This is a genomic window from Ruegeria sp. BI11 (assembly GCF_056538005.1).
This window is the reverse complement of record NZ_JBQFSM010000001.1, coordinates 891,517-916,861: the sequence shown is the minus strand read 5'-3', so window position 1 is coordinate 916,861 and position 25,345 is coordinate 891,517. Positions and strand designations below refer to the sequence as shown.

At 56.6% G+C, this 25,345-nt stretch carries 25 protein-coding genes; 16 read left to right on the top strand and 9 right to left on the bottom strand.

The window, feature by feature from the left end:
• Positions 1–48 precede the first annotated feature (48 nt).
• Entirely contained in the window at positions 49–1,401 is a 1,353-nt protein-coding gene (locus tag ACR0DT_RS04545; protein WP_480709600.1) for an aminotransferase class III-fold pyridoxal phosphate-dependent enzyme, read from the bottom strand.
• A gap of 153 nt (positions 1,402–1,554) precedes the next feature.
• Here ACR0DT_RS04545 and ACR0DT_RS04540 point away from each other — a divergent pair, with 153 nt between their 5' ends.
• The 8 genes from ACR0DT_RS04540 (at position 1,555) to ACR0DT_RS04505 (ending at position 9,179) form a co-directional block, all read left to right on the top strand.
• Positions 1,555–2,367: a helix-turn-helix transcriptional regulator gene (locus tag ACR0DT_RS04540; RefSeq protein ID WP_480709599.1), complete on the top strand. Its 813-nt coding sequence runs from the start codon at positions 1,555–1,557 to the stop codon at positions 2,365–2,367.
• A gap of 302 nt (positions 2,368–2,669) precedes the next feature.
• Positions 2,670–3,950 (top strand): flavin-containing monooxygenase, encoded by a 1,281-nt coding sequence (locus tag ACR0DT_RS04535; protein WP_480709598.1) that lies wholly within the window; start codon positions 2,670–2,672, stop codon positions 3,948–3,950.
• An 18-nt stretch (positions 3,951–3,968) separates the two neighbouring features.
• A complete protein-coding gene (locus ACR0DT_RS04530) occupies positions 3,969–4,385 on the top strand; it encodes a RidA family protein (RefSeq protein ID WP_480709597.1) in 417 nt (138 codons plus the stop codon).
• Between the two features lie 84 nt (positions 4,386–4,469).
• Positions 4,470–5,144, top strand: coding sequence for a DUF1028 domain-containing protein (locus ACR0DT_RS04525; RefSeq protein ID WP_480709596.1), 675 nt, complete (start codon positions 4,470–4,472; stop codon positions 5,142–5,144).
• A gap of 15 nt (positions 5,145–5,159) precedes the next feature.
• On the top strand, positions 5,160–6,656 hold the full coding sequence (locus tag ACR0DT_RS04520) for an aldehyde dehydrogenase (protein WP_480709595.1): 1,497 nt from the start codon (positions 5,160–5,162) through the stop codon (positions 6,654–6,656).
• Positions 6,657–6,681: 25 nt separating this feature from the next.
• On the top strand, positions 6,682–7,620 hold the full coding sequence (locus tag ACR0DT_RS04515; protein ID WP_480709594.1) for a LysR substrate-binding domain-containing protein: 939 nt from the start codon (positions 6,682–6,684) through the stop codon (positions 7,618–7,620).
• A 141-nt stretch (positions 7,621–7,761) separates the two neighbouring features.
• On the top strand, positions 7,762–8,910 hold the full coding sequence (argE, locus tag ACR0DT_RS04510; RefSeq protein WP_480709593.1) for an acetylornithine deacetylase: 1,149 nt from the start codon (positions 7,762–7,764) through the stop codon (positions 8,908–8,910).
• 8 nt (positions 8,911–8,918) lie between these two features.
• Positions 8,919–9,179, top strand: coding sequence for a CBU_0592 family membrane protein (locus ACR0DT_RS04505; protein ID WP_480709592.1), 261 nt, complete (start codon positions 8,919–8,921; stop codon positions 9,177–9,179).
• Positions 9,180–9,196: 17 nt separating this feature from the next.
• Here ACR0DT_RS04505 and ACR0DT_RS04500 read toward each other — a convergent pair whose 3' ends face one another.
• The 5 genes from ACR0DT_RS04500 to ACR0DT_RS04480 form a co-directional block, all read right to left on the bottom strand.
• Positions 9,197–9,559, bottom strand: a complete 363-nt coding sequence (locus tag ACR0DT_RS04500; RefSeq protein ID WP_480709591.1) for a cupin domain-containing protein — start codon at positions 9,557–9,559, stop codon at positions 9,197–9,199.
• Between the two features lie 99 nt (positions 9,560–9,658).
• Entirely contained in the window at positions 9,659–10,696 is a 1,038-nt protein-coding gene (locus ACR0DT_RS04495; protein WP_480709590.1) for an extracellular solute-binding protein, read from the bottom strand.
• Between the two features lie 19 nt (positions 10,697–10,715).
• On the bottom strand, positions 10,716–11,525 hold the full coding sequence (locus ACR0DT_RS04490) for an ABC transporter permease (RefSeq protein WP_480709589.1): 810 nt from the start codon (positions 11,523–11,525) through the stop codon (positions 10,716–10,718).
• A gap of 3 nt (positions 11,526–11,528) precedes the next feature.
• Positions 11,529–12,458 (bottom strand): ABC transporter permease, encoded by a 930-nt coding sequence (locus ACR0DT_RS04485; protein ID WP_171236840.1) that lies wholly within the window; start codon positions 12,456–12,458, stop codon positions 11,529–11,531.
• Positions 12,458–13,549 (bottom strand): ABC transporter ATP-binding protein, encoded by a 1,092-nt coding sequence (locus ACR0DT_RS04480; protein WP_480709588.1) that lies wholly within the window; start codon positions 13,547–13,549, stop codon positions 12,458–12,460. The genes ACR0DT_RS04485 and ACR0DT_RS04480 overlap by 1 nt, the downstream gene beginning before the upstream one ends.
• Before the next feature lie 686 nt (positions 13,550–14,235).
• Between ACR0DT_RS04480 and dusA the strand changes: the two genes are divergently transcribed.
• The 4 genes from dusA to ACR0DT_RS04460 are packed head-to-tail and all read left to right on the top strand — an operon-like array spanning position 14,236 to position 17,637.
• Positions 14,236–15,231, top strand: a complete 996-nt coding sequence (gene dusA, locus ACR0DT_RS04475; RefSeq protein ID WP_480709587.1) for a tRNA dihydrouridine(20/20a) synthase DusA — start codon at positions 14,236–14,238, stop codon at positions 15,229–15,231.
• A gap of 39 nt (positions 15,232–15,270) precedes the next feature.
• Positions 15,271–16,095, top strand: a complete 825-nt coding sequence (locus tag ACR0DT_RS04470) for a sulfite exporter TauE/SafE family protein (RefSeq protein WP_480709586.1) — start codon at positions 15,271–15,273, stop codon at positions 16,093–16,095.
• Complete coding sequence (locus ACR0DT_RS04465) at positions 16,092–16,874, top strand: hypothetical protein (RefSeq protein WP_480709585.1); 783 nt, start codon at positions 16,092–16,094, stop codon at positions 16,872–16,874. Before ACR0DT_RS04470 ends, ACR0DT_RS04465 begins: the two co-directional genes overlap by 4 nt.
• Before the next feature lie 34 nt (positions 16,875–16,908).
• Positions 16,909–17,637, top strand: coding sequence for a SpoIIAA family protein (locus ACR0DT_RS04460; RefSeq protein WP_480709584.1), 729 nt, complete (start codon positions 16,909–16,911; stop codon positions 17,635–17,637).
• A gap of 249 nt (positions 17,638–17,886) precedes the next feature.
• Here ACR0DT_RS04460 and ACR0DT_RS04455 read toward each other — a convergent pair whose 3' ends face one another.
• The 3 genes from ACR0DT_RS04455 to ccmI are packed head-to-tail and all read right to left on the bottom strand — an operon-like array spanning position 17,887 to position 19,820.
• The gene (locus ACR0DT_RS04455; RefSeq protein WP_058280670.1) at positions 17,887–18,120 is read right to left on the bottom strand and encodes a DUF1289 domain-containing protein; all 234 of its coding nucleotides are present in this window, start codon (positions 18,118–18,120) and stop codon (positions 17,887–17,889) included.
• Between the two features lie 18 nt (positions 18,121–18,138).
• Positions 18,139–18,603 (bottom strand): Holliday junction resolvase RuvX, encoded by a 465-nt coding sequence (gene ruvX / locus ACR0DT_RS04450; RefSeq protein ID WP_170349136.1) that lies wholly within the window; start codon positions 18,601–18,603, stop codon positions 18,139–18,141.
• Positions 18,600–19,820: a c-type cytochrome biogenesis protein CcmI gene (ccmI, locus tag ACR0DT_RS04445; protein WP_480709583.1), complete on the bottom strand. Its 1,221-nt coding sequence runs from the start codon at positions 19,818–19,820 to the stop codon at positions 18,600–18,602. The genes ruvX and ccmI overlap by 4 nt, the downstream gene beginning before the upstream one ends.
• Before the next feature lie 195 nt (positions 19,821–20,015).
• On the opposite strand from ccmI, the gene ACR0DT_RS04440 reads away from it, so the two are divergent.
• From ACR0DT_RS04440 to ACR0DT_RS04425, 4 genes are all read left to right on the top strand, one after another.
• On the top strand, positions 20,016–21,260 hold the full coding sequence (locus ACR0DT_RS04440) for a sarcosine oxidase subunit beta family protein (protein WP_480709582.1): 1,245 nt from the start codon (positions 20,016–20,018) through the stop codon (positions 21,258–21,260).
• Positions 21,261–21,336: 76 nt separating this feature from the next.
• Positions 21,337–21,666, top strand: coding sequence for a sarcosine oxidase subunit delta (locus ACR0DT_RS04435; protein ID WP_170414529.1), 330 nt, complete (start codon positions 21,337–21,339; stop codon positions 21,664–21,666).
• Between the two features lie 43 nt (positions 21,667–21,709).
• Positions 21,710–24,724: a sarcosine oxidase subunit alpha family protein gene (locus tag ACR0DT_RS04430; protein ID WP_480709581.1), complete on the top strand. Its 3,015-nt coding sequence runs from the start codon at positions 21,710–21,712 to the stop codon at positions 24,722–24,724.
• A complete protein-coding gene (locus ACR0DT_RS04425) occupies positions 24,717–25,283 on the top strand; it encodes a sarcosine oxidase subunit gamma (RefSeq protein ID WP_480709580.1) in 567 nt (188 codons plus the stop codon). The genes ACR0DT_RS04430 and ACR0DT_RS04425 overlap by 8 nt, the downstream gene beginning before the upstream one ends.
• Positions 25,284–25,345 lie beyond the last annotated feature (62 nt).

Sequence of the window (25,345 nt, the reverse complement as noted above, 5' to 3'; positions counted from 1 at the left end):
AGCTGGCTAATAGGTAACAAGGCGGGGGCATGACCCCGCAGAGCGGGATTACAGACCGGCGGCGACTTCGGTGATGGCGTCGCGCAGGATGGCTTCGATGCGGTCAATCATGGGTTCGTCCATAATCAACGTTGGAGACAGGATCAGGACGTTGCCGAGCGGGCGCGCAATGAGACCACGTTTCTGGCAGGCGCGAGCGACTTTGAGACCGACCTGCGCCTCTGCGGGATGGCTTTCCTTGGTGGCCCGGTCCTTGACGAACTCGATACCCATCATGAAATGGCTGCCGCGCACTTCGCCGACCAACTCTATGTCTGTCAGGCCGCGCAGGTTGTTTTCGAACTGCTTTCCGGTTGTCCGTACGCGCTCGGGAATGTCGTCGCGCTCCATGATCGCGATATTGGTGAGGCCTGCTGCTGCTGCCGCAGGGTGTCCAGAATAGGTCATGCCATGCAAGAACATACCCTTCGGACCCGAGATCACCTCGTGAATATCGTCCGAGACGATCGTGGCTGAAAGCGGCTGATAGCCTGAGGTCAAACCTTTGGCTGTGGTGATGATGTCGGGCACCATGCCAAACACGTCTTTTGACGCAAAGAAATGCCCAAGACGGCCAAAAGCTGTGACGACCTCATCTGCCACGTATTTGATGTCGTTGGCTTGGCAGATTTCCCAAGCACGCCTGTGGTAACCTTTGGGTGCAGTTACAACACCGCCTGCACCCTGGATGGGTTCGGCGATGAAAGCACAGATGTTTTCTGAACCGATCCGCTCAATGCTTTGTCTTAGATCGTCGATCAGGGTATCGAGGAACTCGGCCTCGGTCATCTCACCGCCTTCGCGCCAGTAATGGGGTGAGCGTAGGTGGTGAACCAATTCACTGGCCGCGTGCCAACCTTCGGAATAACCCGGTGTGGTCATGGCCATCGCCAGATGAGTCGAGCCGTGATAGGCACCGTGCCGCGACAAGACCAGCTTCTTTTCCGGCTTCCCTTTGCGGATATTGTAGTGGTGCAGCATACGAATGGCACTGTCATTGGCGACCGAGCCGGAATTGCCAAAATACACAGCGTTCAAATGACCCGGCGCAAGTTTCGCGATCTTCTCTGCCAACGCTGCTGCTGCCGGGTGGGTGAAGTTGTAGAAGGTCGAATAGTAATCCAGCGTTTTCAGCTGATCCGAGATTGCGGCGATCATCTCATCATTGCCGTGGCCGATATTGACGCACCAAAGGCCTCCGATTCCGTCAATCAGTTCGGTTCCGTCGCTATCGTAAACATATGCGCCCTTTGCGCGTGAAATCACGGTGCGCGCGCCTTGCTGCTTCAGCGCGTTCAGGTCAGCGAAGGACTGAATCAGGTGTTCGTCCTGTGCAAGAATGTCGAGTGTATCTTTAGCCATGATCAATCCCTTTGTTTTCCCGATGCAATTTCGCTGATCCGATAAGGCCCCGTCAGGGGACGGTCACAGGGTGAGTTGCATACCACTCTTTTTGGGGATTAAGGTTACTTCGGCTAATTTAAGGGGTATATACCCCCAGGGGGGTATTCGAAAGTGACAACAATTCCGGCACCAGACGCGCTTTCGGTGGCAATCATGGCAATTGGATCGCAACGTTTCGGCGACGCGCTGCAGGCTTGGCTGGACCGGACATGTTCATTCGATAACTTCGCGATTATTGCCTTCTTTCATCGCAGCAACCCTCAAGTCTTGATGACACACGCACGCGATAGTCGCGTTTTTGAGCGTATCGACAGCCACTATGTCAAAGGCGCCTATCTGTTGGATCCGTTCTATGGCCTGCACCAAAGCCGCGCAGCGGATGGCCTCTACAGATTAACGGACATTGCGCCCGATCAGTTTCAGCGCAATGAATATTTCAAATCCTACTATACAAACACGACATTAACTGATGAGCTTGCCTTTTTTGCCAGCCTCACCCCCGAAATCTCGATCACTGTATGTATCGGCAGGGACGCGACAACCGCGTCGCGATTTTCACCCAAGGATTACAATGCGGCCAAAAACGCCGCCCCAGTCGTTAATGCGCTGGTGAGGATGAACTGGTCTGACCTTCAGCCAACCAATGAGACAGAGCCGGAAGATGTTGTTGAGCAATTGCGTCAGCGCCTGACCGCTGAACAAGACATCAGCCTCAGCCCAAGGCAGGCGCAGGTTGCACTCTTAATCCTGCAGGGTCATTCGTCGATTTCGATTGGCTTGACTTTGGGTATCAGCCCCCAGACCGTTAAGGTTTTGCGCAAGCAACTCTATCGGAAATGCCAAATTTCTTCGCAGGGTGAATTGTATTACCTCATCGCACCGTACCTTTCGGAAAGTGGGCAACCGGCAGGGAAACAAGCATAAATCTCGGCGGGTTAGCCAAAGCCTAATTAAGAGTAAGTTAGACAGTAATTTCGCCTCTCCCCAACTTGTGAAACCTTATCCCGGAAACGTGCAATTCGTGCTGGAGCGGCACAGTAAGCGTTAAACCCAAGCGGCCTTTACCCTGGAATTGGTCAAAGCCCTGGTTACGCGCTGATGTCCGGTTTTTGAAACTGCAAGGCGCTTGGCCCATTGCGGTCACTCGCCTCTCAGACCAGCTCAAAACGCGCGAAATTAGCGACCTCTCCGGGTCAATTCGAGACGCAGTTATAGGGAACCGACACATGTCCATTGAGAAAACGGATACGCTGGTTGTTGGCGGCGGGCAGGCAGGTATCGCGCTAAGCGAGCACCTGGGAAACAACAAAGTGCCTCACATCATTCTGGAAAAGAACCGGACTGCGGAGGCGTGGCGAACAGGTCGCTGGGATGCTTTGGTAGCCAATGGCCCGGCATGGCATGACCGTTTTCCAAGCCTACTGTTTAAGGGGGATGACCCGGATGCATTCGTTTCAAAAGACCGCGTCGCTGAATACCTGGTCGAATACGCAGAAATGGTGCAGGCACCTATCCGCGAGGGTGTTGAAGCGCTCAAAGCCGAGCGGTTGCCTGGCGAAGGTGGTTTCCGTGTTGAAACTTCTGCCGGAGAAATTCACGCCAAGCGTATTGTAGCCGCAACTGGCGCATTCCAGCACCCTGTCATTCCGCCAATTGTGCCGGAAACTGCTGGCGTCGAACAAATCCACTCGTTCTATTACAAGAACCCTAACCAACTGGCTGACGGTGCCGTGATGGTTGTTGGAGCCGGTTCATCCGGCGCGCAAATTGCAGATGAGCTGAACCGCGCCGGGCGCAAGGTTTTCCTGTCGGTAGGTCCGCATGACCGTCCACCGCGCCGTTACCGTGGCCGCGATTTTGTCTGGTGGCTGGGTGTCTTGGGACTTTGGGATGTGGCTGCAATGAAGCCGGGAACCGAACATGTAACCATCTCTGTCAGCGGCGCATATGGTGGACATACGATGGACTTCCGTCGTCTGGGTAACGAGGGCGTCACTCTTGTGGGCCTGACCAGGAGCTTTGAAAACGGTGTGCTCAGCTTTGCGGATGATCTACAGCGTAACGTGGCCTCAGGTGATGCCAACTACAACGAAATGCTGGATCTGGCAGACGCCTATGTGGAACGCACGGGTATCGAATTGCCGGAAGAGCCAGAAGCTCGCGAAGCTTTTGCCGATCCGAATTGCCTGACCAATCCACTCAGCTCGGTTGATTTCAAAAAGGAAGGCATTACCACGATTATCTGGGCCACGGGTTTCCGGCAGGATTTTAGTTGGATCAAGGCAAACGCTTTTGACGACAAGGGCGCTCCAATGCATCAGCGCGGCGTTTCAGTTGAGCCAGATGTGTATTTCTTGGGTCTTCCCTGGCAGTCCCGTCGCGGCTCGACCTTTCTTTGGGGCGTTTGGCACGACGCAAAATACATCGCGGACCAAATCGCGATTCAGCGTGCCTACGCCGAATACGACGGCGAAGCGGCAATTGTCGCGCCAACTGCAGCAGAATAACAAAGTCAGGACATCGAAATGGCGCATACACGCATTCGTAAATTCAACACCAAAGAGACTTATCCAGAACAAAACCTCGACAACGACCTGTGTCAGGCCGTTGTTACACAGGGTGGGAAAACAGTATACCTGCGCGGCCAGTGTCCGCAGAACCTGGAAGATGCGGTCAATATCGACAGCCATGATCCCGTCGAACAGACCCACAAGGTGATGCAAAACATCAAGCAGTTGATCGAAGAGGCGGGTGGCTCGATGGAGCATCTGGTCAAGGTGGTGGTTTACATCACCGACGTCCGCCACCGCGAAGCCGTATACCGGACCATGGGTGAGTATATCAAAGGGGTTCATCCTTGCTCGACAGGGCTGGTCGTTCAGGCGTTGGCTCGCCCCGAGTGGTTGGTTGAGATCGACGGTACCGCTGTTATTCCCGACTGATCGCATCGATCAATTGAGGATACCGGGCTGCGCAGACATGCTCTCAACACGCGCGGCCCGGTCTTTGTCGTTAAGGAGGTCTGTATGACTTTTTCACTGGTTGCCCGGTGCGCTGAGACCGGTATGTTCGGTCTGGCGATTTCGTCGTCGTCACCCGCAGTCGCCGCGCGCTGTTCCTTTGCCCGAGCCGGTGTCGGTGCAGTTGCATCGCAGAATGTGACGGATCCCAGCCTCGGCCCGCTAACACTGGACTTGATGGAACAGGGCAAATCCGCGCCTCAAGCGATCGAGGCCATGAAAGCTCAGGCGAAATTCATCGAATACCGTCAGGTTTTGGCCGTGGACACCGAAGGGCGCACGGCGATTCATTCCGGCCCCAACAGCCTAGGCATTTGGACGCAGGCACAGGCAGAAAACGTCGCCTCAGGCGGAAACCTTTTGGACAACGACGCCATTCCACAGGCCATAGTTGACGGGTTCCTGTCATCCGCTGGGCATATCGGAGACCGTCTGATTGCTGCAATGCGGGCCGGTTTAGCCGTCGGTGGCGAAGCAGGCCCCGTGCATTCGGCAGGAATGAAGATCGTCGACAAGGTCAGTTGGCCGGTGGCGGATCTGCGTTGCGACTGGACTGAGGATTGCCCAATCGAGACCATCGCGACTGCTTGGGACATCTACAAACCGCAACTTGACGCCTATACCCAGCGCGCCCTCGACCCGCGCGAAGCACCATCCTACGGCGTCCCCGGCGACGAATAATCAGGGAGAAACAAAATGTTGGACAATACCCACGCGGATTGGAAAAGCCGCGCCGCCAGTCTGTCGTTCCGGGGTCAAGCCTTTATCGACGGTAAATTCACCGATGCCGCATCAGGCAAGACTTTTGACAGTATCAACCCAGCCACAGGGGCGGTTCTGACCCCGGTCGCTGAATGCGACGAAGAAGACATCAACCGCGCCGTGGCCGCAGGCCGTATCGCATTCGAGGATGGTCGCTGGTCGCGTATGACACCGGGTGATCGCAAGGTGGTGATGCTGAAACTCGCCGATTTGATCCGCGAGAATCTTGAAGAGATGGCGCTGCTGGACAGCTTGGACATGGGTAAATTGGTAACGGATGCCGTGACCATCGACGCACCGGGATCTGCCCACTTTTTCCAATGGTATGCCGAAGCCGTCGACAAGGTGTATGACGAGGTTGCCCCGACCGGCCCCGGCGACTTGGCGTTGGTTAGTCGCGTGCCGTTGGGTGTTGTCGGTGCGGTGACCCCGTGGAACTTTCCGCTTGATATGGCAACGTGGAAAGCCGCCGCTGCGCTAGCCGCAGGAAACTCGGTTGTACTGAAACCGGCGGAACAATCGCCTTTGTCCGCGCTACGGCTCGCGGAACTGGCGGCCGAATCTGGTATTCCAGACGGTGTTTTCAACGTTGTTCCCGGTTTTGGGGTAACCGCAGGCAAGGCGCTGGGTTTGCACATGGATGTAGACTGTCTCGCATTCACCGGTTCGACTGCAATCGGTAAGATGTTCATGCAGTACTCGGGACAGTCGAACCTGAAACAGGTCTGGCCAGAAACAGGCGGCAAAAGCCCTAATCTAGTATTCGCAGACTGCGAGGACCTGGACGCCGCCGCCGACATGGCCGCCTTTGGTATCTTCTTCAATCAGGGTGAGGTTTGTTCGGCCAATTCACGGCTTTATGTAGAACGTTCGATTAAGGATGCGTTTGTTGAAAAGCTGATTGCCCGTGCGCAAGCGATGCAGCCAGGCGACCCATTGGATCCCGCATCGAAAATGGGTGCGATCGTCGATGAACAGCAAACGCAAGGTATCATGCGCTTTGTTGAAGACGGCAAGCAAACCGCCAATCTGGTTACAGGCGGTGAGCGTGTCACCGTTGAGGGCAAGGGCTGCTTTGTTCAACCAACAATCTTCGACGACGTGGCGCATGACAATCCGCTGGCGCGCGACGAGATTTTTGGCCCCGTCCTGTCGGTCATTCCCTTTGATACCGAAGAACAAGCCGTCAGCATGGCGAATGACTCGATCTATGGCTTGGCGGCGTCAGTCTGGACCGACAACCTTTCCCGTGCTTGCAGGGTGTCTGACAATCTGATGGCTGGCACCGTCTCTGTGAACACGGTGGACGCCCTTTCAGCGATGACCCCATTCGGAGGCATGAAACAGTCAGGTTTTGGTCGTGATTTGTCATTGCACTCGCTTGAAAAGTATACTGCTTTGAAGACCACGTGGATCAAGTACAAGGCTTGATCCGCGGCCAAGCGGAGATGTGCCATTGCCTTTCAGATACACGCTGCGGCAGCTTGAGTATTTTGTAGCGGTCGGAAAGGCGGGTAGCATCGCCGCTGCCAGCGACAAATTGAACGTGTCGTCGCCGTCAATCTCAGCGGCGATTACCCAGCTCGAGGTTGAATTCGGGGTCGCCTTGTTCGTGCGCGAACACGCGCGTGGACTATCGCTGACCAAGGCCGGGCACAAACTCATGGAACGCACCGAGTTTGTCCTGCGTGAAGCCGAATTGCTCGCCACGCTGGCAGGGGAAATCACCGGTAAGGTTCAAGGCATTCTGTCTGTTGGATGTCTGGTCACATTTGCCCAGATTATATTGCCAGGGTTGCGGCGCGATTTCGAAAACAGCTACCCCGATGTACGCATTGAACAGCGTGAATTGAATCAGGCCGATATTTTCAGCCAACTGCGTCGAGCTGAGCTGGACATCGCATTGACCTACGATCTGGACATTCCCACCGATCTTGAATTCCAACCTCTTCACGACCTCCCGCCCTATGTGGTTCTGGGGGAAAATCACGCGTTAGCGAACCGCACTGAGTTGACGATTCCGGATCTACAGGACAGCCCCATGGTTCTGCTGGATTTACCATTCAGCGGTGAGTATTTTTTGTCGTTTTTCAGTGAGGCAAATATGAAGCCTAATATCGCAGAACGAACCGCAGACATGTCAGTGATGCGTTCTTTGGTTGCCAACGGTTTCGGATTCTCAATTGCGAATATTCGCCCTCTGAACAGCTTGTCGCCAGATGGGAAGAAACTGATCTTTGTGCCTTTGGCTGGAGAGTTGCGCCCAATGCGCCTTGGCTTGCTACGCGCGCGGGCCGAGAATGAAACAAACACCCTAAAGGCCTTTGTCGAACACTGTGCGCGGGCTGTGAAATCGGGAACACTTCCGGGGTTGTGCGCTTCGGACAAAGCGTGATCGCCGGTTCTTCGAAAAAACCTAACCTCTGCTTCGCCATTCCCAGATTTAAGTATTCTGCCCATCGTATAGGCTTAAGGAAAATCCCCAGCAGAGCGGGGATCAAACCGGTCGCCAATCCGAAAAGCAGGTTCAATTCGCATGACGTCTACACTGGACATTCTAGACAAACTGGTCGGTTTCGATACGGTTAGCAAGAACTCGAACCTCGAACTTGCTGCATATGTCGAAGAGTTTCTGGAAGCGCGCGGTTTTGCTGTCCATCGCATCACAGATCCAGGTGGCGACAAAACTGGGCTATACGCAGAAAAAGGGCCGGAAGGTGACGGGGTTCTGTTGTCGGCGCATACAGACGTTGTCCCGGTCGAAGGCCAAAGCTGGACAAAAGACCCGTTTCGCCTGACCCGCGAAGGTAATCGTGTTTATGGTCGTGGCACCACAGATATGAAAGGGTACGTGGCTTCGGTCATGTCTCTGGCAGACCGAACCACAGGAAATGAACTCCGGGAACCGCTTAAGATCGCGCTGTCATATGACGAAGAGGTGGGGTGCGTCGGCATTCAACACATGCTGGATCGGCTCGCCCCAATGCTGGGCCAACCACGCGCTTGTTTCGTCGGCGAACCTACTGAGATGCAGGTGGCAGTTGGGCACAAAGGAAAAGCCGCGTTGCGAGCCGTCTGTCATGGCCAAAGTGGGCATTCAGCCCTGGCTCCGAAGTTCGTTAACGCGCTTTATCTTGCAACCGATTTTGTAGGAGAGTTGCGCGCCTTGCAGGAAGCCTATGCCAAAAATGGGAATAGCGATCCGGCCTATTCGGTGCCCTACACAACGTTCCACGTGGGAGTGATGTCGGGCGGAAAGGCGCTGAATATTGTGCCGGACCGGGCTGAGTTGACCTTTGAGTACCGTCATCTTGCCTCGGATCTTGGAAAAGACATCCTGTCACAAATTCAGGACGCAGCGGTCAGGGTCGGCACCCGGTATCAAACCCTATGCCCAGAGGCGCGCATTGAGGTTGAACAGTATAACGCCTATCCCGGACTGGATGTCGTCGAGGCAGAAGGCGTCATCGCGTATGCCCAGAAACTTGCACAAAGCAACGCCACAACCAAGGTCGCCTTTGGCACCGAGGCCGGGTTTTTCAGCGAGTTGGGTATTCCGACCGTCGTCTGCGGGCCTGGTTCAATGGAACGTCAGGGACACAAGCCAGATGAATACCTTGAGATCGATCAACTGAACGCTTGCGACGCGATGATGGACCGTATCCTCGACGACATCAGCAACTGAGACAGAGCATGACCCTGCTTCAAGACCTAACTTTCGTTGATGGCCTCGGCATCCTGGGATCGGCTATTATCATCTGCGTCTATTATCTGGCGACCCGCAAAATCCTTCCTGCCGACAAGATCGCGTTCAATGCTTGGAACATCGCAGGGGGATCGCTGGTTATGCTATCCCTCATCTATCGACCCAATCCGGGCGCCATCGTGATGGAGGTCATGTTTCTGGGCATTGCCGCCTTGGCGGTGCTTAGAAATCTACGCGGCGCGAAATAGCTCGCGCCACGCACCAGTCACGCTGCAATCATATAGAACTTGCGCAGAGTCTGGGTGATTTCCCAGGTGCAAGGCGTGCCTTTGGCAATGAAAAACGTGTCACCACCCGTAAAGGTCTGAGCAGAACCGCCCGCGTCAGTCAGGGTGACTGAACCCGAAAGCACCGTCATCATCTCGTCCACGGGATACGCTTCGATCACCTCACGGCAAGGGGCGCAATCCCAGACACCGACCGAGATTTTCTCATCGCGGCTTTCGAAAAAGCTGCTGATGGTTTCGGTCTTGTCTTCGGTGGTGAAGTCGCTTTCCGCCACCAGAGAGGACGGAACAAAGCCGGTTTCGGGATTGCCCTCAGGCAGCAAACGAATTGGCTTTTGCATTGTGCAGTCTCCTTCCATTAGCCACAGCGGCCATGAATGAAGACAGCCCTCCGAGGCAGGTGATACTGACCCGGAGGGCTGTCACTCAGAAGAATAGGATTACTTCTTCAGGTTGGTCCAGATCTGATCGTACACCGCCTGGGTTTCTTCATCACAAACCTCGATGAATACTCCCTGGCCTGCGTTGCCATGAGGGTTCTTTTCCGGTTGTCCGGCCAGCGCCGGATCCAAGAAATCACTCACTCCGTTCACACCGGCATTGTACTGCGCAAAGTTGGAGACGGCCGCAATATTTTCAGGTTCCAGCAAGAAATCCATGAAGATCAGCGCGTTATCGCGGTTGGGGGCATCTTTCAAAAGAACGACGTTGTCCATCCAGGCGATGTAACCTTGGGTTGGAAAGGCGTATTCCACATTGGCCCCTTCTTCGCGCGCCTTGGCCGAGAACCCGTCATAGATCTGGCCAACGGCAGCATCGCCCGAGACCAGAACTTCTTTAGCGGTATCCGAGTTGAACGACGCCCAATGTTGTTTGGCCTCTTGCAGCATGGCGTTCAGCGCCTTCAGCTGCTCACGATCTGTGGAACACTGCGGGATCCCCATATGTAGCGCGGCCATAGCCATCACTTCGCCCTGACTGTCCAGCATGTTGATGCGGCCCTGCAATTCGGCGGGTGGGTTGAACAAGATGTCCGTGGTCTGAATGTCTCCATCATAGGCGTCGCGGTTAACCGCAAAACTGGTAGATCCCCACTGATAAGGGATCGAAGATTGACGGCCCGGATCGAAGCCGGGGTCCGCCCATTCGTCAGAAATGTTGCCTTTGTTCTTCAATTCGCCATCCGCGATTGTGTCCAACATACCTTCGCCCGCCATGATCGAAACCATGTAGTCGCCAGGCACTGACACATCATAGGTTCCGATACCACCAGCCTTGAGCGAAGCCAGCATTGCCTCGTTCGAGTCGTAGGTATCCATGGTGACATTGATGCCGGTTTCTTCGGTGAACTTGTCCAGCAGTTCCTGCGGAATGTATTCGAACCAATGGTACAGAACCAGCTCGCCTTCGGCCGCTGCGGCGTTTGCGCCGATAGCAAGTGCAAGGGCGGCGACGCCACTTTTCATCATATGTTTCATGTGTCTCTCCATCTGTTGGTTATTTTGTGTTGTCAGACTTGCTGACGAAATAACTGATCGTGACCATGATGATGGACACACTCAGCAACATGGTCGAAATCGCCATGATATTCGGTTTGATACCCTGCTTTACCGAGCCAAAGATTGCCGTAGGCAGGGTCTCGACTCCCGCTCCTTTGACAAAGTTGGTGATGATGAAGTCATCCAGGCTGACGATGAAGGCCAGCAAGAAACCCGAGATGATGCCCGGCATCATCAACGGCAGCAGGATCTTGGTGAACGCCTGTCGTTTGGTGGCATAGAGGTCCAGCGCGGCCTGCTCATAGCTGTCTTCGATCCCCTGCATACGAGCCGAGATCGGCAGATAGGCAAAGGGAATGCAGAATGCGATATGGGCCAGCAGGATGGTCAGCAGACCGCGTTCAAATCCGATCGAGTTGAAGAAGATCAGGGTGGCAACCGCCAGAACAATCTCGGGTACCATCAGCGGCAAGCTGATCAGCCCGAAGGACAACGTGCGAAAGCGAAACTTGCCCCCTCGCACCATCCCCGTTGCGGCAAGCGTGGCGATAGCTGTCGCCGTGGTCGCGGCGATGATTGCTATGACAAAGCTGTTCTTTGCCGCTGTTTTGAACTTGCCGCTTTCAGGGCCGGTAAAGACGTCCGCATACCAGCGCAGTGAGACACCTTCCCAGTTGGTCAGCGATTGAGAGGCGTTGAAGCTGTAGATCGTGACCACGATCAGCGGGGCGTAGAGGATAATCAGGCACAGTAGGGTGATCCCTTTGAAACCTGTGTATGACTTGATGTCGAATTGCTTGCTTGCCATTGATCAGCCCCCCGCCTTGTCGGCTTTGGCCTGCTGGCGGGCCGAAAACATCAAAATGATCAAAACCATTGTCAGCAAGATCATCGACGCGGCTGCGCCGAACGGCCAGTTGCCGGCATTACCTTTGAACTGTTCCTCAATCAGCGAGCCAATCATGAAGTTCTTGGCGCCACCTAGCAGATCGGGTGCAAGGAACGACCCCATTGAGGGGACAAAGACCAGAATGCACCCCGCAAACACACCCGGCTTGACTGCCGGAAGCAGCACGCGGCGCAGCGTGGTCCATTTTGATGCGTAAAGGTCAGCCGCCGCCTCGGAGAGGGCGAAGTTGTAGCGTTCAACCGCTGCGTAAATCGGCAGAACCATGAAGGGAAGATAGGAATAGAACAGGCCGAGCTGCACCGCGAAGTTAGTGTTGACGATATGCAGTGGGCTGTCGATCAGGCCGATATTCATCAGAAAGTCATTAAGCGGCCCCTGATCGCGCAGCAGGAACTTCATCGATACGGTCCGGATCAACAGATTCACCCAATAAGGGATAGTGATTAAGAACACCCAAACCGGGCGCATGTTCTCAGAGCGGGTAGCAATGAAGTACGCCGTTGGAAAACCGATCACGAGGCTCAGCAGCGTCGCTGCCCCTGCCTGCCAGATCGAGCGCCAGAAGATCGTAATATATGTCCATTCGATCTTTGGGGGATCGTCACCGAACAGGCCGCGGTCAAAGAAGAACTGATCATAGGCGGCCAGCGAGAATTCCCAGATCACGCCGCCGCGAAACTCTTTCGTCAGGAAAGAGTAGATCAACATCATGATCACCGGCGCCAACACTAGAATGGCCAGTGTCACCCATGCGGGCAGCAGGAGCCAAGTACGTGCCTCTTTATAGGTATCGGTCGTTGCGCTGCCGCCGCTTGCCGCACCCGCTGCCATCAGTCGACCAGGAGGCGTCCCGCCCCCAACTCCATGTTGACGAACATCTCGGTGCCCGGTTCGAAAATACGTTTATTCCCGCGGTCGGAATTGGAGGTGCGTACGACAAAATCCGGACCATCCTGCAGGTCCACGATAGTGGTGATGTCTGTCCCGACAAAGATATTGTCTTTGATCCGCCCTTTCAGACTTTCGGCCTCTGCGGGGGTATCCGACATATACAACCGCTCAGGACGGATCGACATGTGAACCTTGGAGCCGACATCAACCCCGTCAACCGAGTTGCAGGTCAGCTCATGTCCTCCGCCAAGGTGACAGGTCGCGCGGCCATTTTCGATGCCGTCTACGGAAACTTCCAAAAGGTTGGTCTCGCCGATGAAATCCGCCACGAACATGTTGTGCGGACGCTCGTAGATGTCTGTTGGCGTACCCAGTTGTTGCATCTCGCCCGCCGACATGACCGCGATGCGGTCCGACATGGTCAGAGCTTCTTCCTGATCGTGAGTGACGAAAATAAAAGTGATCCCGGTTTCGCGCTGCAGATGCTTCAGTTCAAGCTGCATGGCTTTGCGGAGCTTCAAGTCCAGGGCAGACAGGGGTTCATCCAGCAACAGAACTTTGGGCTGAGGTGCCAGAGCGCGCGCCAGCGCGACACGTTGCTGTTGACCGCCTGACAACTGGCTGGGCTTACGCGCCGAAAACTGGGAGAGTTGCACCAGTTCCAACATCTCGCCCGCCTTTTTGCGTGCATCGGATTTTGATATCCCGCGCATTTCCAGCCCGAATGCCACGTTGTCCAGAATGGTCATATGCGGAAACAGCGCATAGTTCTGGAAAACCGTGTTCACCGGACGCTTGTTTGGCGGGAGGTTTTCGATTTCATCGCCATACAGGTAGATTGCACCTTCGGTTACGGCCTCGAACCCGGCGATCATCCTAAGCAGAGTAGTCTTGCCGCAGCCAGACGGGCCCAGAAGAGTGAAGAACTCATTGTCCATGATCGACAGCGAGATTTTCTTGAGCGCCGTAAAGTCGCCATAGCGTTTCACCGCATCCCGTACGTCAATCGCGATATTTTCTTTATCAGACAATTGCGCCTCCCTCAGCACCGCGAATTTCCATTCGGGTATATACGGGCTGCGTGGTCCTCCTAAGAATTGACTTCCTCACCAAACATTAGGATTTGCCTAATCATTTTTATTCTTGATTATAGATCAAGGCGTTATCGTTTATCTGCAATCTTTTTCAGCAAAAAGAAAAGACCAGAGCGCATAAAGGAAGTGCTACCCCTATTAATTTTAGGGATCCCAATTGTGAAAGGATCACCCAAGATCTAGTGAAGGGTCAATTTTTGGAGCAGGAAACACCGCAGGGTTTGTTGTCTGGCTTGTGACTGGCGCCAGTTAATTGGAAGACGTTCACTTGGTTGGATTGTATCCTCGACCTTGGGACGAGCTGCATTAAAAAATGTATCCTACCATCCATGGCGCGCTGGCGCCGATTTTGGTCATGAGACTCATCCCGTCTTGGTGTCAGTGATGGCAAGGCAGTCCGAGCGCATAAAAGTGAAGTTCAGCGCTTTAAACTTGGTTTCCATTAGAGAAATCGGAAGATGCAAAAGGGGGCGTTCGGATCAGAAATCTACTGCATTCGGGCCGCTGTCTGTGCTTTCCTGATGTGCTACACCCTAGCACACTCGAATCGAAAATCCCTGGCAATACGGTGAAACCTAGGGAATACGTTTTACACGAATTTCAAGGCGCGCGGAGGTAACCCCTTGATAAGTAATGCGCAAAAGGCAGCACGTTTAAGCGTGGCACCCATGATGGACTGGACAGATCGGCATTGTCGCTATCTGCATCGGCTGCTCAGCGGTCAAACGTTGCTGTACACCGAAATGGTGACGGCTCCGGCGCTGGTGCGAGGTGGGGCGATGCATCTGTTGGGTTACAGCCCGGAAGAACATCCCGTTGCGCTGCAATTGGGTGGGTCTGACCCGCAGGAACTGGCGCAGGCAGCGCGGTTTGGGGCCGAAGTGGGCTATGATGAGATCAACCTGAATTGCGGTTGCCCCTCAGATCGTGTCCAATCCGGGACATTCGGCGCGGTATTGATGAAAGACCCTGGCCGCGTCGCCGAATGTGTGTCCGCGATGCGTGAGGCGGTTGGCGTCGAGGTGACTGTCAAGTGTCGCATCGGCGTGGATGAACAAAACCCCGAAGAGGTTCTGCCCACGTTTCTGGACCAAATCCGCGCGGCTGGTTGCGAACGGGTGACGATCCACGCGCGTAAGGCTTGGTTGCAAGGGCTCAGCCCCAAGGAAAATCGCGACATTCCACCTTTGGATTATGATCTGGTGCACCGGATGAAGACGGCCTTTCCCGATCTGCATATTTCAATCAATGGCGGCATTACCTCTCTGGATCAGGCGCGTACGCATCTTAAGGCCGGGCTGGACGGTGTCATGATCGGACGTGCGGCCTATCACCAGCCAACCGACATTCTGGCCGAAGCAGACCCGCTGATCTACGGAACAGGGCAGGAGGCTGATCCGATCGATGTTGTGCGCAAAATGGTTCCCTATGTCGAGGCGCACCTTGCCGAGGGGGGACGGTTGCACCAGATCACCCGCCATATGCTGGGCCTTTTCGCAGGACGCCCCGGTGCGCGGGCATGGCGACGGACCTTGTCCGAGGGCGCGGTGCACGAGGGTGCGGGCCCCGAGGTGATGTTACAGGCACTGGAGCGCGTGGCGCCTCTGGTCGAGGTTTGAACGGATTAAGATACGGCCACCGGCCGGTATGGGGGAAAGATGCCCGAGACGATGTTGCTGGCCCAGATGCTGGGCCTTTTGCTTGTAATCGGGGCGCTGGCGGGTGTGCTGGCCGGATTGCTGGGCGTTGGCGGGGGCATCGTGCTGGTGCCCGCCTTTTTCTACACCTTCAAGACGCTTGGCTATGGCGGCCCGCAGCTGATGCAGCTGTGTCTGGCGACTTCTTTGGCGACGATCATCGTAACCTCGACGCGGTCCGTGCTGTCGCACAACAAGAAAGGCGCTGTGGACTGGGATATTCTGCGCGGCTGGGGGCCTGGGATCGCGGTTGGGGCGATTATCGGCGTTCTGGTGGCTTCGGCGCTGCGGACCGAGGTCCTGCAGATATTGTTCGGTGTGCTTGGGATGGTCATCGGGGCCTATCTTGGGCTTGGCAAATCCGAATGGCGGCTGGGTGATGCCATGCCCAAAGGTTTTCGTCGTGCGCTGCTGTCGCCTTCGCTAGGCTTTCTATCGGTGTTGATGGGGATCGGAGGCGGCAGTTTCGGCGTACCACTGATGAGTCTGTTCAACACGCCCATTCACCGCGCTGTTGCTACTGCAGCCGGGTTTGGAGTAGTCATCGCGGTGCCCTCGGTTCTGGGCTTTCTGTTTCTGGACATTTCGCCAGAGCACCGCCCTCCGCTGACCATCGGTGCAGTCAATTTGATTGCTTTTGGTATCGTTGTGACCATGACGACGATTACTGCCCCGTGGGGGGTAAAACTGGCCCACGCCATGGACTCCAAACTCCTCAGACGTGTGTTTGCAGTCTTCCTGACCCTCGTCGCGCTGAACATGCTGCGCAAGGCGCTGGGCTTATGAGTGATTATAACGAAACAGGTTGGATAAAGTTCCCCTTTGACCCAGCACTGGTCAAGTGGGTGGGGCATGCTCTGCCTGCAGCCCACGCATCTGTTGTCGATCCCGCCCATGCCCAATGGCTTGATTGCGAAGGGACATGGTTTATTGGCGTCGACGCGCTGGACAATGACCCGCAGGGCAGGGTGGGGCAGTCGGACGTGCTGTCCGGACACGCCTTGGACTTCATCATTGAACAGTACGGAGAGCTACCACTGCACAAGGGGCAAGTCTCGGTTGTCTATCCCGGCTATCCACGCCCACGGCAGGGTGAAAGTGACAGCGCCGGGCGGTATCGTCTGAAACGGGACGCGGCGCATGTGGACGGTTTGCGACCCATGGGGCCGGATCGTCGGCGACGGGTGGAGGAGCCACACGCCTGGATACTGGGAATTCCCCTGAACGACGCCAGCGCTGATGCGGCCCCGATGGTGTTGTGGGAGGGCAGCCATAAAATCCTACGTGCCGCGTTCCGACGCGCGCTGGACGGGCACCCACGCGACGACCTGCATCAGGTGGATATCACAGATACCTATCAGGCCGCCCGCCGCGAGGTGTTCGACACCTGCCCGCGCATCGAATTGCCCGCCAAACCGGGCGAGGCCTACCTGTTGCACCGTCATTGTTTGCATGGGGTGGCCCCGTGGGGTGCCAATGCCTCTGCAGGACCGGATGGACGTATGATTGCCTATTTCCGCCCTGAGTGTGCTGGGGGAGTAGCCGAATGGATCGAATCCGCCTAACCTCCTGCCATTATTCGGATTTGGAGGTTTTTGGATGATTACGGTCCACAGAAATTCGGACGGGGCCTTGCTGGAAGTCGAACTATCCGGCGAGGTGACCAGCACTGATTACAGCGAGGTTCTGGTGCCCGCGATCGAGGCCGCACTGACCGAACATGACAATGTGCGTCTGCTGGCTGTCGTTCAGCCGGAATTCAAGGGTTACGATTTGGGTGCCGCTTGGGCTGACACAAAGCTGGGACTGAGTCATTGGCGCGGATTTGACCGCATTGGCGTGGCTGCGGATCAGGGCTGGGTTAAGACCAGCATTCGTTTGGCTGCACCTATCTTACCATGCCCAGTGCAGGTTTTTGAATTGTCCGAGCTTGAGGCCGCCCGCCGCTGGATGCGCGAATCCCTGGGCTCCATTCACGTAATTGATCTGGGCGGCCCCTGCATTCAGATTCGCTTGTTGGGCAAACTAGACCCCGAGGAGTTTAACCGGGCCGAACTGGACCTCGACAACCTGTTGCAGGGAAAGGACGGGTTCCGGCTGTTGATCGACTTGCGGGAATTCGATGACTGGCAAGGGCTGTCCGCCCTGGCATCGCATTTCAAGCTGGTTAGAAATCACGCCGGGATACTGGATCGCGCGGCCATCGTTGGCGACAAGACGTGGCAGCATATGGCGCAACGGGCGGCCAGCCACGTTCTGGGGACGAGAACTCAGTTCTTTGCTTCCGAGGATATTGAGAACGCCAAATCCTGGTTGGCTGCGGGATAGGTCAGGATCAAACGTAACGCTTACGTAAGGTCATGCTAGGTCAGGCTTTGTTTTTCTTGATTGAACGGTCAAAAAAAGATTAGCAATGCCTTGTTCTTCCGCGTAACCACTTCGGAGGAACCGAAAAACTGAAGCGCGTCGCTGTGGGTTGCCACTCACTCACCACAAGTGTTCGAACTTGATCCCCCTCGAAGTTCAGACCGGCCTACAGCGGCGCAGATTCAGTCCATGCCCTCGATTTGAATAGGATTAAGACTCTTTCAGGCGTGCCGCACGACCTCCCCGACGTTTGGTCAGTTGCGGCTTGCGTGAGGGTAGGTTTTCCATGATTTCGGCACGTTCGCTGCTGTCCATTTTGGACCAGCGCGAGATTTCGTCAATCGTGCGATAACAGCCGGTGCAGATACGTTCGGTCGGGTGCACGACACAGATCTGGACGCAAGGGCTTTCGACCTCGTTCCTTTTCCAAACCATGTTCGTCATTGCTGTATCCTGTCGCAACTAAAGAAAGCGTAGCCTGTCCAAGGCTCCTTGCAGAATATAGCCAGCGGCGACGTGATCGATAACCTGTCCGCGACGTTTTCGTGTCGTATCCGCCTCAAGCAGTGCCTTTTCGGCCGCAACTGTGCTGAGTCGTTCGTCCCAGAACCCGATGGAAACCTCGGTCAGGCGCGACAGATTCCGGGCAAAAGCACGGGTGGATTGGCATCGCGGGCCTTCGGTACCGTCCATGTTTTTCGGCAAGCCCAGAATGACGCCGCCGATTTCGCGGTCGGCGATCAATTCAAGCAACCGCGCAGAATCCAGAGTGAATTTCTTGCGCCGTACGGTTTCTAATGGGCTGGCCACGCCACGCATCCGGTCCGAGACGGCAACGCCGATGGTCTTTTCACCCAGATCCAGACCCATCAGCGCGGTCATCGGCGGCAGGGCGGCAGCAAATTCTTCGAACGCGTCGTGAATCATTGTGCGATCCCGGCCTGCAAAGCCGCAGCGTCGATCAATTCTATGGCATCTGTATTTCCGGCAAAGACTTCCATCGCCTCGTTTTTGATGTCGATGGCGCGTTGACCCTCCCCCAGAACACCAAGGGCTGCGATCAGACGCGCCCATTCCTCGGGTGAACCGCCTTCAGTGGCCAGACGTTCAGACAATTGGTTGACCATGCCCTTGATCATCTCTTGCCGTTCTTCCGGCGTCAGTTCGGCTGCGGCGTTGACGTCATCCTGACTTGGGCCGGGAGCAGCAGGTAGTTCCGGAGCGTTGAAAACGCCGGCGCGGAAGGCCAGCTCGTCCAGTTGCGCCCGAATGGCATCGGCCCACGGAGCGCCCGCAGGGGCATCGCGTAGAGCATCAACCCAGACCCGGTAGCCGACGTCGGGGCGACCGATCTGTACCATCATCTGCCCCAGATAATACTGTGCCGGACCATGGCGCGGGTCGCGTTGCAACGCCTGTTTCAATGCCTCTTCCGCCTCGGGCGAGACATAGCCACCGACGGACAGGATCATCATCTCGGCCAGATGCGAAAAGGCATCGGCGGGGATATCGTCGCCGGACAATTCGATCACACGTTGCTGGGCTGCGTATGCGGCGGGAAAATTGCCAGCATTTGCCTCGTGCTGAGCTAGCAAAATGTGGCCCTGCAGATCATCAGGGCGCGCTGCAACAGTCTCGCGCAACTGATTCAGAAGATTGGCATAACTCTCATCCAACTGCGGCAATTGCGCGGGCGGGGCGGCCGCTTCGGCGTCTGTCTGACTGGGGCGTTCGGCCCGCAGAATTTCGGCCTGCTCCAGTCGCTGCGACAAAGGCTGGTCCGGCAGCCCTGCGGCACCCATCTGGCGATACATCCAGCTCGCACCACCAACGACGACAAGTGCAATGACGGCAAAGGCGGTAACAGAGGCCCAGCGTGGCGGTCCGGCGTGATCAACCCCGGCCTGCATCTGTGCGTCAGCGGCCAGAATGCGGCGTGAGATTTCCGTGCGTACCCGATCTGCGTCGGCCTCACCGATCACACCCCGGGCTAAGTCCTTGTCTACGCCCGCCAGTTGTTCGCGATAGACACGCAGGTCATAGGCCGCCGCTGGCTCTCGCGTTTTGCGGCTGCGTAGCAGCGAAAAGCCCAGGAACACCGCAATGATCAAAGCAGTAAGAATGGTGACGACCAGGAACGACATGGTTTCTCCGATATGGCTGCCCTGACTTAGACCTGTCAGCAGTCGGAAAAAAGGGACAAATAGCCGCGAGAGGACGTCATGTCGCAATAATGGAGCCGATGTCGCAATAGTTCGATATTGTGGCGCTGTGCGGCAGGGGTAAACTGTTTGCGCACGGCATATCTGCGCCAATCACCGAACCGGATGGATTCGCTTATGAAACACTACTCAGCCTTTGCTGTGGCGCGGGAGGCCCTGCGCTATCACACCGGATGGGAGCGCGCGTGGCGCTCGCCTGAACCGAAAAAACGGTACGACGTGATCATCGTCGGCGCAGGGGGGCACGGTCTGGCGACCGCCTATTATCTTGGCAAGAATTACGGCATCCAGAACGTCGCCGTGATCGAGAAAGGCTGGCTGGGCGGCGGCAACACCGGCCGCAATACGACCATCATCCGGTCGAACTATCTGCAGGACCCGTCGGCGGCGATCTATGAAAAGGCGCGTGGCCTCTATGAGGATCTGAGCCAGGATCTGAACTATAACATCATGTTCAGCCCTCGTGGCGTAATGATGCTGGCGCAAACGCAGCACGAAATCCGAGGTTATCAGCGCACGGCCCACGCCAATGCGCTACAGGGCGTGCAGACCGAATGGATCGGGCCCGAACGGGTGAAACAGCTGGTGCCGATCATCAATATCGACGGTCCGCGCTATCCGGTTCTGGGGGCCCTGTGGCAGGAACGCGGCGGCACCGCACGGCACGATGCTGTGGCCTGGGGCTATGCCCGTGCGTGTTCGGCCATGGGTATGGACATCATCCAGCAATGCGAAGTCACTGGCGTCCGGTCCGAGAATGGCCGCGTCGTTGGCGTTGACACCACCAAGGGTGCGATTGATTGCGAAAAGCTGGGCATCGTGGTCGCGGGCCATTCAGGTCAGCTGGCCGAGATGGCGGGCTTCCGTCTGCCGCTTGAGGCGATTGCCCTGCAGGCGCTGGTCTCCGAGCCTATCAAACCGTGCATGGACGTGGTGGTGATGGCCAACACCGTGCACGGCTATATGTCTCAGTCCGACAAGGGGGAGATGGTGATTGGTGGTGGCACCGATGCCTATAACAACTTCACTCAGCGCGGGTCCTTCCACCATATCGAGGAAACCGTGCGCGCGCTGGTCGAAACCTTTCCGATGATCTCGCGCCTGAAGATGCTGCGCCAGTGGGGTGGTATCGTTGATATGACCGGCGACCGATCGCCCATCCTGTCGAAGACGCCGCTGCAAGGCTGCTTCATCAACGGTGGTTGGGGCACAGGTGGCTTTAAGGCGATCCCGGGTTCCGGCTGGGGGATGGCGCAGCTGATGGCCACGGGCCATTCCCCGCTGACCGAGGCGTTCTCGTTGGATCGTTTCAAAGAGGGTCGCTTTATCGACGAAAGCGTCGCCGCCGGGGTGGCGCACTAAGGGTGTTGCCCAAGGTTGCCCACTAACAGAATTCAGGTCGGCCATTGCGCCGACCGACCGCCAAAAGGATGAACACATGCTGATCCTGAATTGCCCGTATTGCGGCGTCGACGCCGAAGAAACCGAACTGGCCGCTGGTGGCGAGGCGCATCTGAAGCGTTTTGGTCCGGGCTCGTCGGATGATGAGTTCCATGACTATCTGTTCATGCGCGAGAACCCCAAAGGCGTTCATTTCGAACGCTGGCGTCACAGCAATGGCTGCGGCAAGTGGTTCCACGCCGCGCGCTGCACCCAGACGCTTGAAGTGTTCGGGACCTATTCGGCCCAGACCACCGAGCCGCCAAAAGAAATCAAGGACGCGATCACTGCAAAGCGCCCTGGCTGGACGTGGAGAGAGTACGAATGATCCGCGCCGCCACCCGTAATTCCGCCTGCGAAAGGTCCGCAACATGAGCACCCGTCTCGCAAAACAAGGCCGGCTGATTGACCGGTCAAAACAGGTCACCTTTACCTTCAACGGCACCTCGATGCAGGGGTACGAGGGCGATACGCTTGCCTCGGCCCTGCTGGCCAATGATCAGATGATGATGGGCCGGTCGTTCAAGTACCACCGTCCGCGTGGTGTTGTCGCCAGCGGTGCAGAAGAGCCGAACGCACTGGTCGGTCTGGGGCAGGGCAACCGGTTCGAGCCGAACCAACGCGCCACCACGACCGAGCTGTTCAACGGTCTGACCGCAATTTCACAGAACCACTGGCCGAACCTTGAATTCGATATCGGGGCCGTGAACACGCATCTGTCGCGTTTTCTGCCGGCTGGTTTCTATTACAAGATGTTCATCCATCCCAAGCCGTTCTGGAAGCACGTCTATGAACCGTTTATCCGCCAATCGGCCGGTCTGGGCAAAGCGCCTGACAAAGACAACCGCGATGCGGACACCTATGAGCACTTCTATGCCTTCACCGATGTTCTGGTTATCGGTGGCGGTGTTGCCGGTCTGCAGGCTGCCAAGGCGGCGGCTGCGTCCGGTGCCAAGGTGTTGCTGATCGAACAGACTGCACACTGGGGCGGGCGCGCTCCGGTCGATGGGGGCACTGTTGATGGCTCGCCTGTGGATAAGTTCGTGGATCAATTGGTTTCCGAATTGGAAACAATGGACAACGTCACGATGCGATTGCGTTGCATGGGCGCGGGTGTCTATGACCACGGTTACGTGCTGGGGTATGAGCGTCTGACTGACCATACTCCGGGCATTCAGGGGCCACGCCACCGCCTGTGGCGCATCCGCGCCAAGCAGGTCGTGACGGCAACCGGTGCGATTGAACGACCGCTGTCTTTCGCAGGCAATGATGTGCCGGGTGTTATGCTGGCCTCGGCCATGCGCGACTATGTGGTGAACTGGGGCGTAACCCCCGGCGAGCGTGTGATCGTTGCCACCAATAATGATGACGGTTATCGCACCGCGATCATCCTGAAACAGGCCGGAGTGGATGTCTTGCGCGTGGTTGACGCACGCGCCGCCGCTGGCCCGATGGCCGAAGAAGCGCGTCAGCTCGGTATCCGCGTTGACCCCGGCAAAGCCGTCGCCAAAGTCAAAGGCGGCAAGCGCGTCAAGAAGGTTGCGATTTGCAATCAGGAAGGCATCGGTGGCGCTCGCGAAGAGGTTGAGTGCGATGCTGTTGCCATGTCGGGCGGCTGGTCTCCGGTCGTTCATCTGTGGTCGCATTGCGGTGGCAAGCTGATTTGGGATGATGCGAACGCCCATTTCCGTCCTGATCCCGAACGTCCACCGCTGGGTGCGAACGGAGAAGGATTTGTCGTGGCCGCCGGTTCCGCCAACGGACCGCTGTCGCTGGGCGATGTGCTGTTTGATGCACAGACCGCAGGCGAAGCCGCGGCCAATGGCGCGGGCTTCAAAACCAAATCAACCGATGCACCGAAAGGCGAAACCACGGCCGAGGCCGCGATGGAGCCGGTATGGCTGATGCCCGCCAATGCCGAGGTTCAACTGCGCATGAAATCGTGGCTGGATTTCCAGAACGACGTTAAAGTATCCGACGTCCAACTGGCCGCGCGCGAAGGTTATGAAAGCGTTGAGCATACCAAGCGTTACACCACGTTGGGTATGGCAACTGATCAAGGTAAGTTGAGCAACATCAATGGTTTGGCTATCCTTGCTGATGCATTGGATTCTGAGATCCCGAAGGTCGGCACCACCACGTTCCGCCCGCCGTATACTCCGATCTCGATGGGGTCGATTGGCGGCGAAGCGCGGGGTGATGTGTTCCAACCGATCCGCCAAACCCCGATGCACGACTGGCACGACAAGAATGGTGCGGATTGGGAACCGGTCGGCCACTGGCACCGGACCTACGCCTATGTGCGTCCCGGTGAATCCGTTCATGACGCGGTGAATCGCGAGGTTAAGAACACGCGCGAAAACCTCGGTCTGCTGGACGCGTCTACGCTGGGCAAGCTGATCGTCAAAGGCCCGGATGCCGGCAAGTTTCTGGACATGATGTACACCAATATGATGTCCACGCTGAAGGTCGGCAAATGCCGCTATGGCCTGATGTGTTCGGAAAACGGTTTCTTGATCGACGACGGCGTTGTTGCACGTATCGACGAGGATACCTGGCTTTGCCACACAACCACCGGCGGAGCGGAACGTATCCACGGCCATATGGAAGAGTGGCTGCAAACCGAGTGGTGGGACTGGAAAGTCTACGTCGCTAATGTGACCGAGCAGTACGCTCAGGTGGCAGTTGTTGGCCCCAACGCTCGCAAGGTGTTGGAGAAACTGGGCGGCATGGATGTGTCCAAAGAGGCGCTGCCGTTCATGGAATGGCGTGATGGCAAGATCGGCGACTTCGACTGCCGCGCCTACCGCATCTCGTTCTCGGGTGAGCTGTCCTATGAAATCGCCGTTCCCGCGTCTCAAGGTCAGGCGTTCTGGGACGCTCTGATGGAGGCAGGCAAAGAGTTCGGCGTGATGCCTTATGGCACCGAATGTCTGCACATCCTACGGGCCGAGAAGGGCTTTATCATGATCGGGGACGAGACCGACGGCACCGTGATCCCGCAGGATCTGGGGCTGCACTGGGCACTGTCTAAGAAGAAAGAAGACTACCTTGGCAAACGCGCCCATTCGCGCACTCATATGGCCGATCCCGAGCGCTGGAAATTGGTGGGACTTGAGACTGTGGATGGTTCCGTCATCCCTGACGGCGCTTACGCAGTTGGTGACGGCGTCAACGCCAACGGTCAGCGCAACATGATCGGTCGCGTGACCTCGACCTACTACTCGGCCAATCTGGACCGTGGTATCGCCATGGGCCTGATCAAGCACGGTCCTGACCGGATGGGTGAGATTGTCGAGTTCCCGGGCACCGACGGCAAAACCTACAAAGCCAAGATCGTAGACCCGATCTTCTTCGATAAGGACGGGGAGAAGCAGAATGTCTGAACCCATCAGCGCACTGAATCACGCCAGCTATGACGGCATCGTCAAGGTCGAGGAATGCGGCCTGCAGGGCATGATCACCCTTCGGGGTGACCTGTCCGACAAGGTGCTGGCCAAGGCAGTCAAGGATGCCACGGGTCAAAAAGTGCCCGACCAGCGCGAAGTTCTGGTCAATGGCGACACCGGCGTCTGTTGGATGTCGACCGATGAGTTGTTAGTGCTGGTGCCTTATGCCGAGGTTGAGGTCAAATTGGCCTCTATGACAAACGCGCTCAGCGGCACACACGCGCTGGCGGTCAATGTATCGGACGCGCGGGCCGTATTCCGCATCTCGGGCGCTAGCGCGCGCGAAGTGATTGGTAAGCTGGCCCCGGTCGAGTTGTCGACCGAAGCCTTCCAGCCCGGTCAAATCCGCCGCTCGCGCTTGGCGCAGGTGGCCGGGGCGTTTTGGATGGGTGATGCTGAAACCTTCCGGGTCGTCTGCTTCCGGTCGGCTGCGGACTACGTGTTCAAACTGCTCAAGGTTGCGGCGCAGCCGGGCAGTGAAGTTGGATATTACTGACCGCGTTTCACTCTCAGAAAAGCAACAAATGGCGGCCGTCTTTGCAAAAAGGCGGCCATTAT

What these genes read in the sequence shown, in the direction of transcription:
- ACR0DT_RS04525 (WP_480709596.1), top strand. Translation starts at nt 4,470, where the DNA reads ATGACTTTTTCACTGGTTGCCCGGTGCGCTGAGACCGGTATGTTCGGT.
- ACR0DT_RS04465 (WP_480709585.1), top strand. Translation starts at nt 16,092, where the DNA reads ATGAGTGATTATAACGAAACAGGTTGGATAAAGTTCCCCTTTGACCCA.
- ACR0DT_RS04435 (WP_170414529.1), top strand. Translation starts at nt 21,337, where the DNA reads ATGCTGATCCTGAATTGCCCGTATTGCGGCGTCGACGCCGAAGAAACC.
- ACR0DT_RS04520 (WP_480709595.1), top strand. Translation starts at nt 5,160, where the DNA reads ATGTTGGACAATACCCACGCGGATTGGAAAAGCCGCGCCGCCAGTCTG.
- argE (WP_480709593.1), top strand. Translation starts at nt 7,762, where the DNA reads ATGACGTCTACACTGGACATTCTAGACAAACTGGTCGGTTTCGATACG.
- ACR0DT_RS04530 (WP_480709597.1), top strand. Translation starts at nt 3,969, where the DNA reads ATGGCGCATACACGCATTCGTAAATTCAACACCAAAGAGACTTATCCA.
- ACR0DT_RS04440 (WP_480709582.1), top strand. Translation starts at nt 20,016, where the DNA reads ATGAAACACTACTCAGCCTTTGCTGTGGCGCGGGAGGCCCTGCGCTAT.
- ACR0DT_RS04490 (WP_480709589.1), bottom strand. Translation starts at nt 11,525, where the DNA reads ATGGCAAGCAAGCAATTCGACATCAAGTCATACACAGGTTTCAAAGGG.
- ACR0DT_RS04495 (WP_480709590.1), bottom strand. Translation starts at nt 10,696, where the DNA reads ATGAAACATATGATGAAAAGTGGCGTCGCCGCCCTTGCACTTGCTATC.
- ACR0DT_RS04535 (WP_480709598.1), top strand. Translation starts at nt 2,670, where the DNA reads ATGTCCATTGAGAAAACGGATACGCTGGTTGTTGGCGGCGGGCAGGCA.
- ccmI (WP_480709583.1), bottom strand. Translation starts at nt 19,820, where the DNA reads ATGTCGTTCCTGGTCGTCACCATTCTTACTGCTTTGATCATTGCGGTG.
- ACR0DT_RS04485 (WP_171236840.1), bottom strand. Translation starts at nt 12,458, where the DNA reads ATGGCAGCGGGTGCGGCAAGCGGCGGCAGCGCAACGACCGATACCTAT.
- ruvX (WP_170349136.1), bottom strand. Translation starts at nt 18,603, where the DNA reads ATGATTCACGACGCGTTCGAAGAATTTGCTGCCGCCCTGCCGCCGATG.
- ACR0DT_RS04430 (WP_480709581.1), top strand. Translation starts at nt 21,710, where the DNA reads ATGAGCACCCGTCTCGCAAAACAAGGCCGGCTGATTGACCGGTCAAAA.
- ACR0DT_RS04470 (WP_480709586.1), top strand. Translation starts at nt 15,271, where the DNA reads ATGCCCGAGACGATGTTGCTGGCCCAGATGCTGGGCCTTTTGCTTGTA.
- ACR0DT_RS04545 (WP_480709600.1), bottom strand. Translation starts at nt 1,401, where the DNA reads ATGGCTAAAGATACACTCGACATTCTTGCACAGGACGAACACCTGATT.
- ACR0DT_RS04425 (WP_480709580.1), top strand. Translation starts at nt 24,717, where the DNA reads ATGTCTGAACCCATCAGCGCACTGAATCACGCCAGCTATGACGGCATC.
- ACR0DT_RS04500 (WP_480709591.1), bottom strand. Translation starts at nt 9,559, where the DNA reads ATGCAAAAGCCAATTCGTTTGCTGCCTGAGGGCAATCCCGAAACCGGC.
- ACR0DT_RS04455 (WP_058280670.1), bottom strand. Translation starts at nt 18,120, where the DNA reads ATGACGAACATGGTTTGGAAAAGGAACGAGGTCGAAAGCCCTTGCGTC.
- ACR0DT_RS04505 (WP_480709592.1), top strand. Translation starts at nt 8,919, where the DNA reads ATGACCCTGCTTCAAGACCTAACTTTCGTTGATGGCCTCGGCATCCTG.
- ACR0DT_RS04460 (WP_480709584.1), top strand. Translation starts at nt 16,909, where the DNA reads ATGATTACGGTCCACAGAAATTCGGACGGGGCCTTGCTGGAAGTCGAA.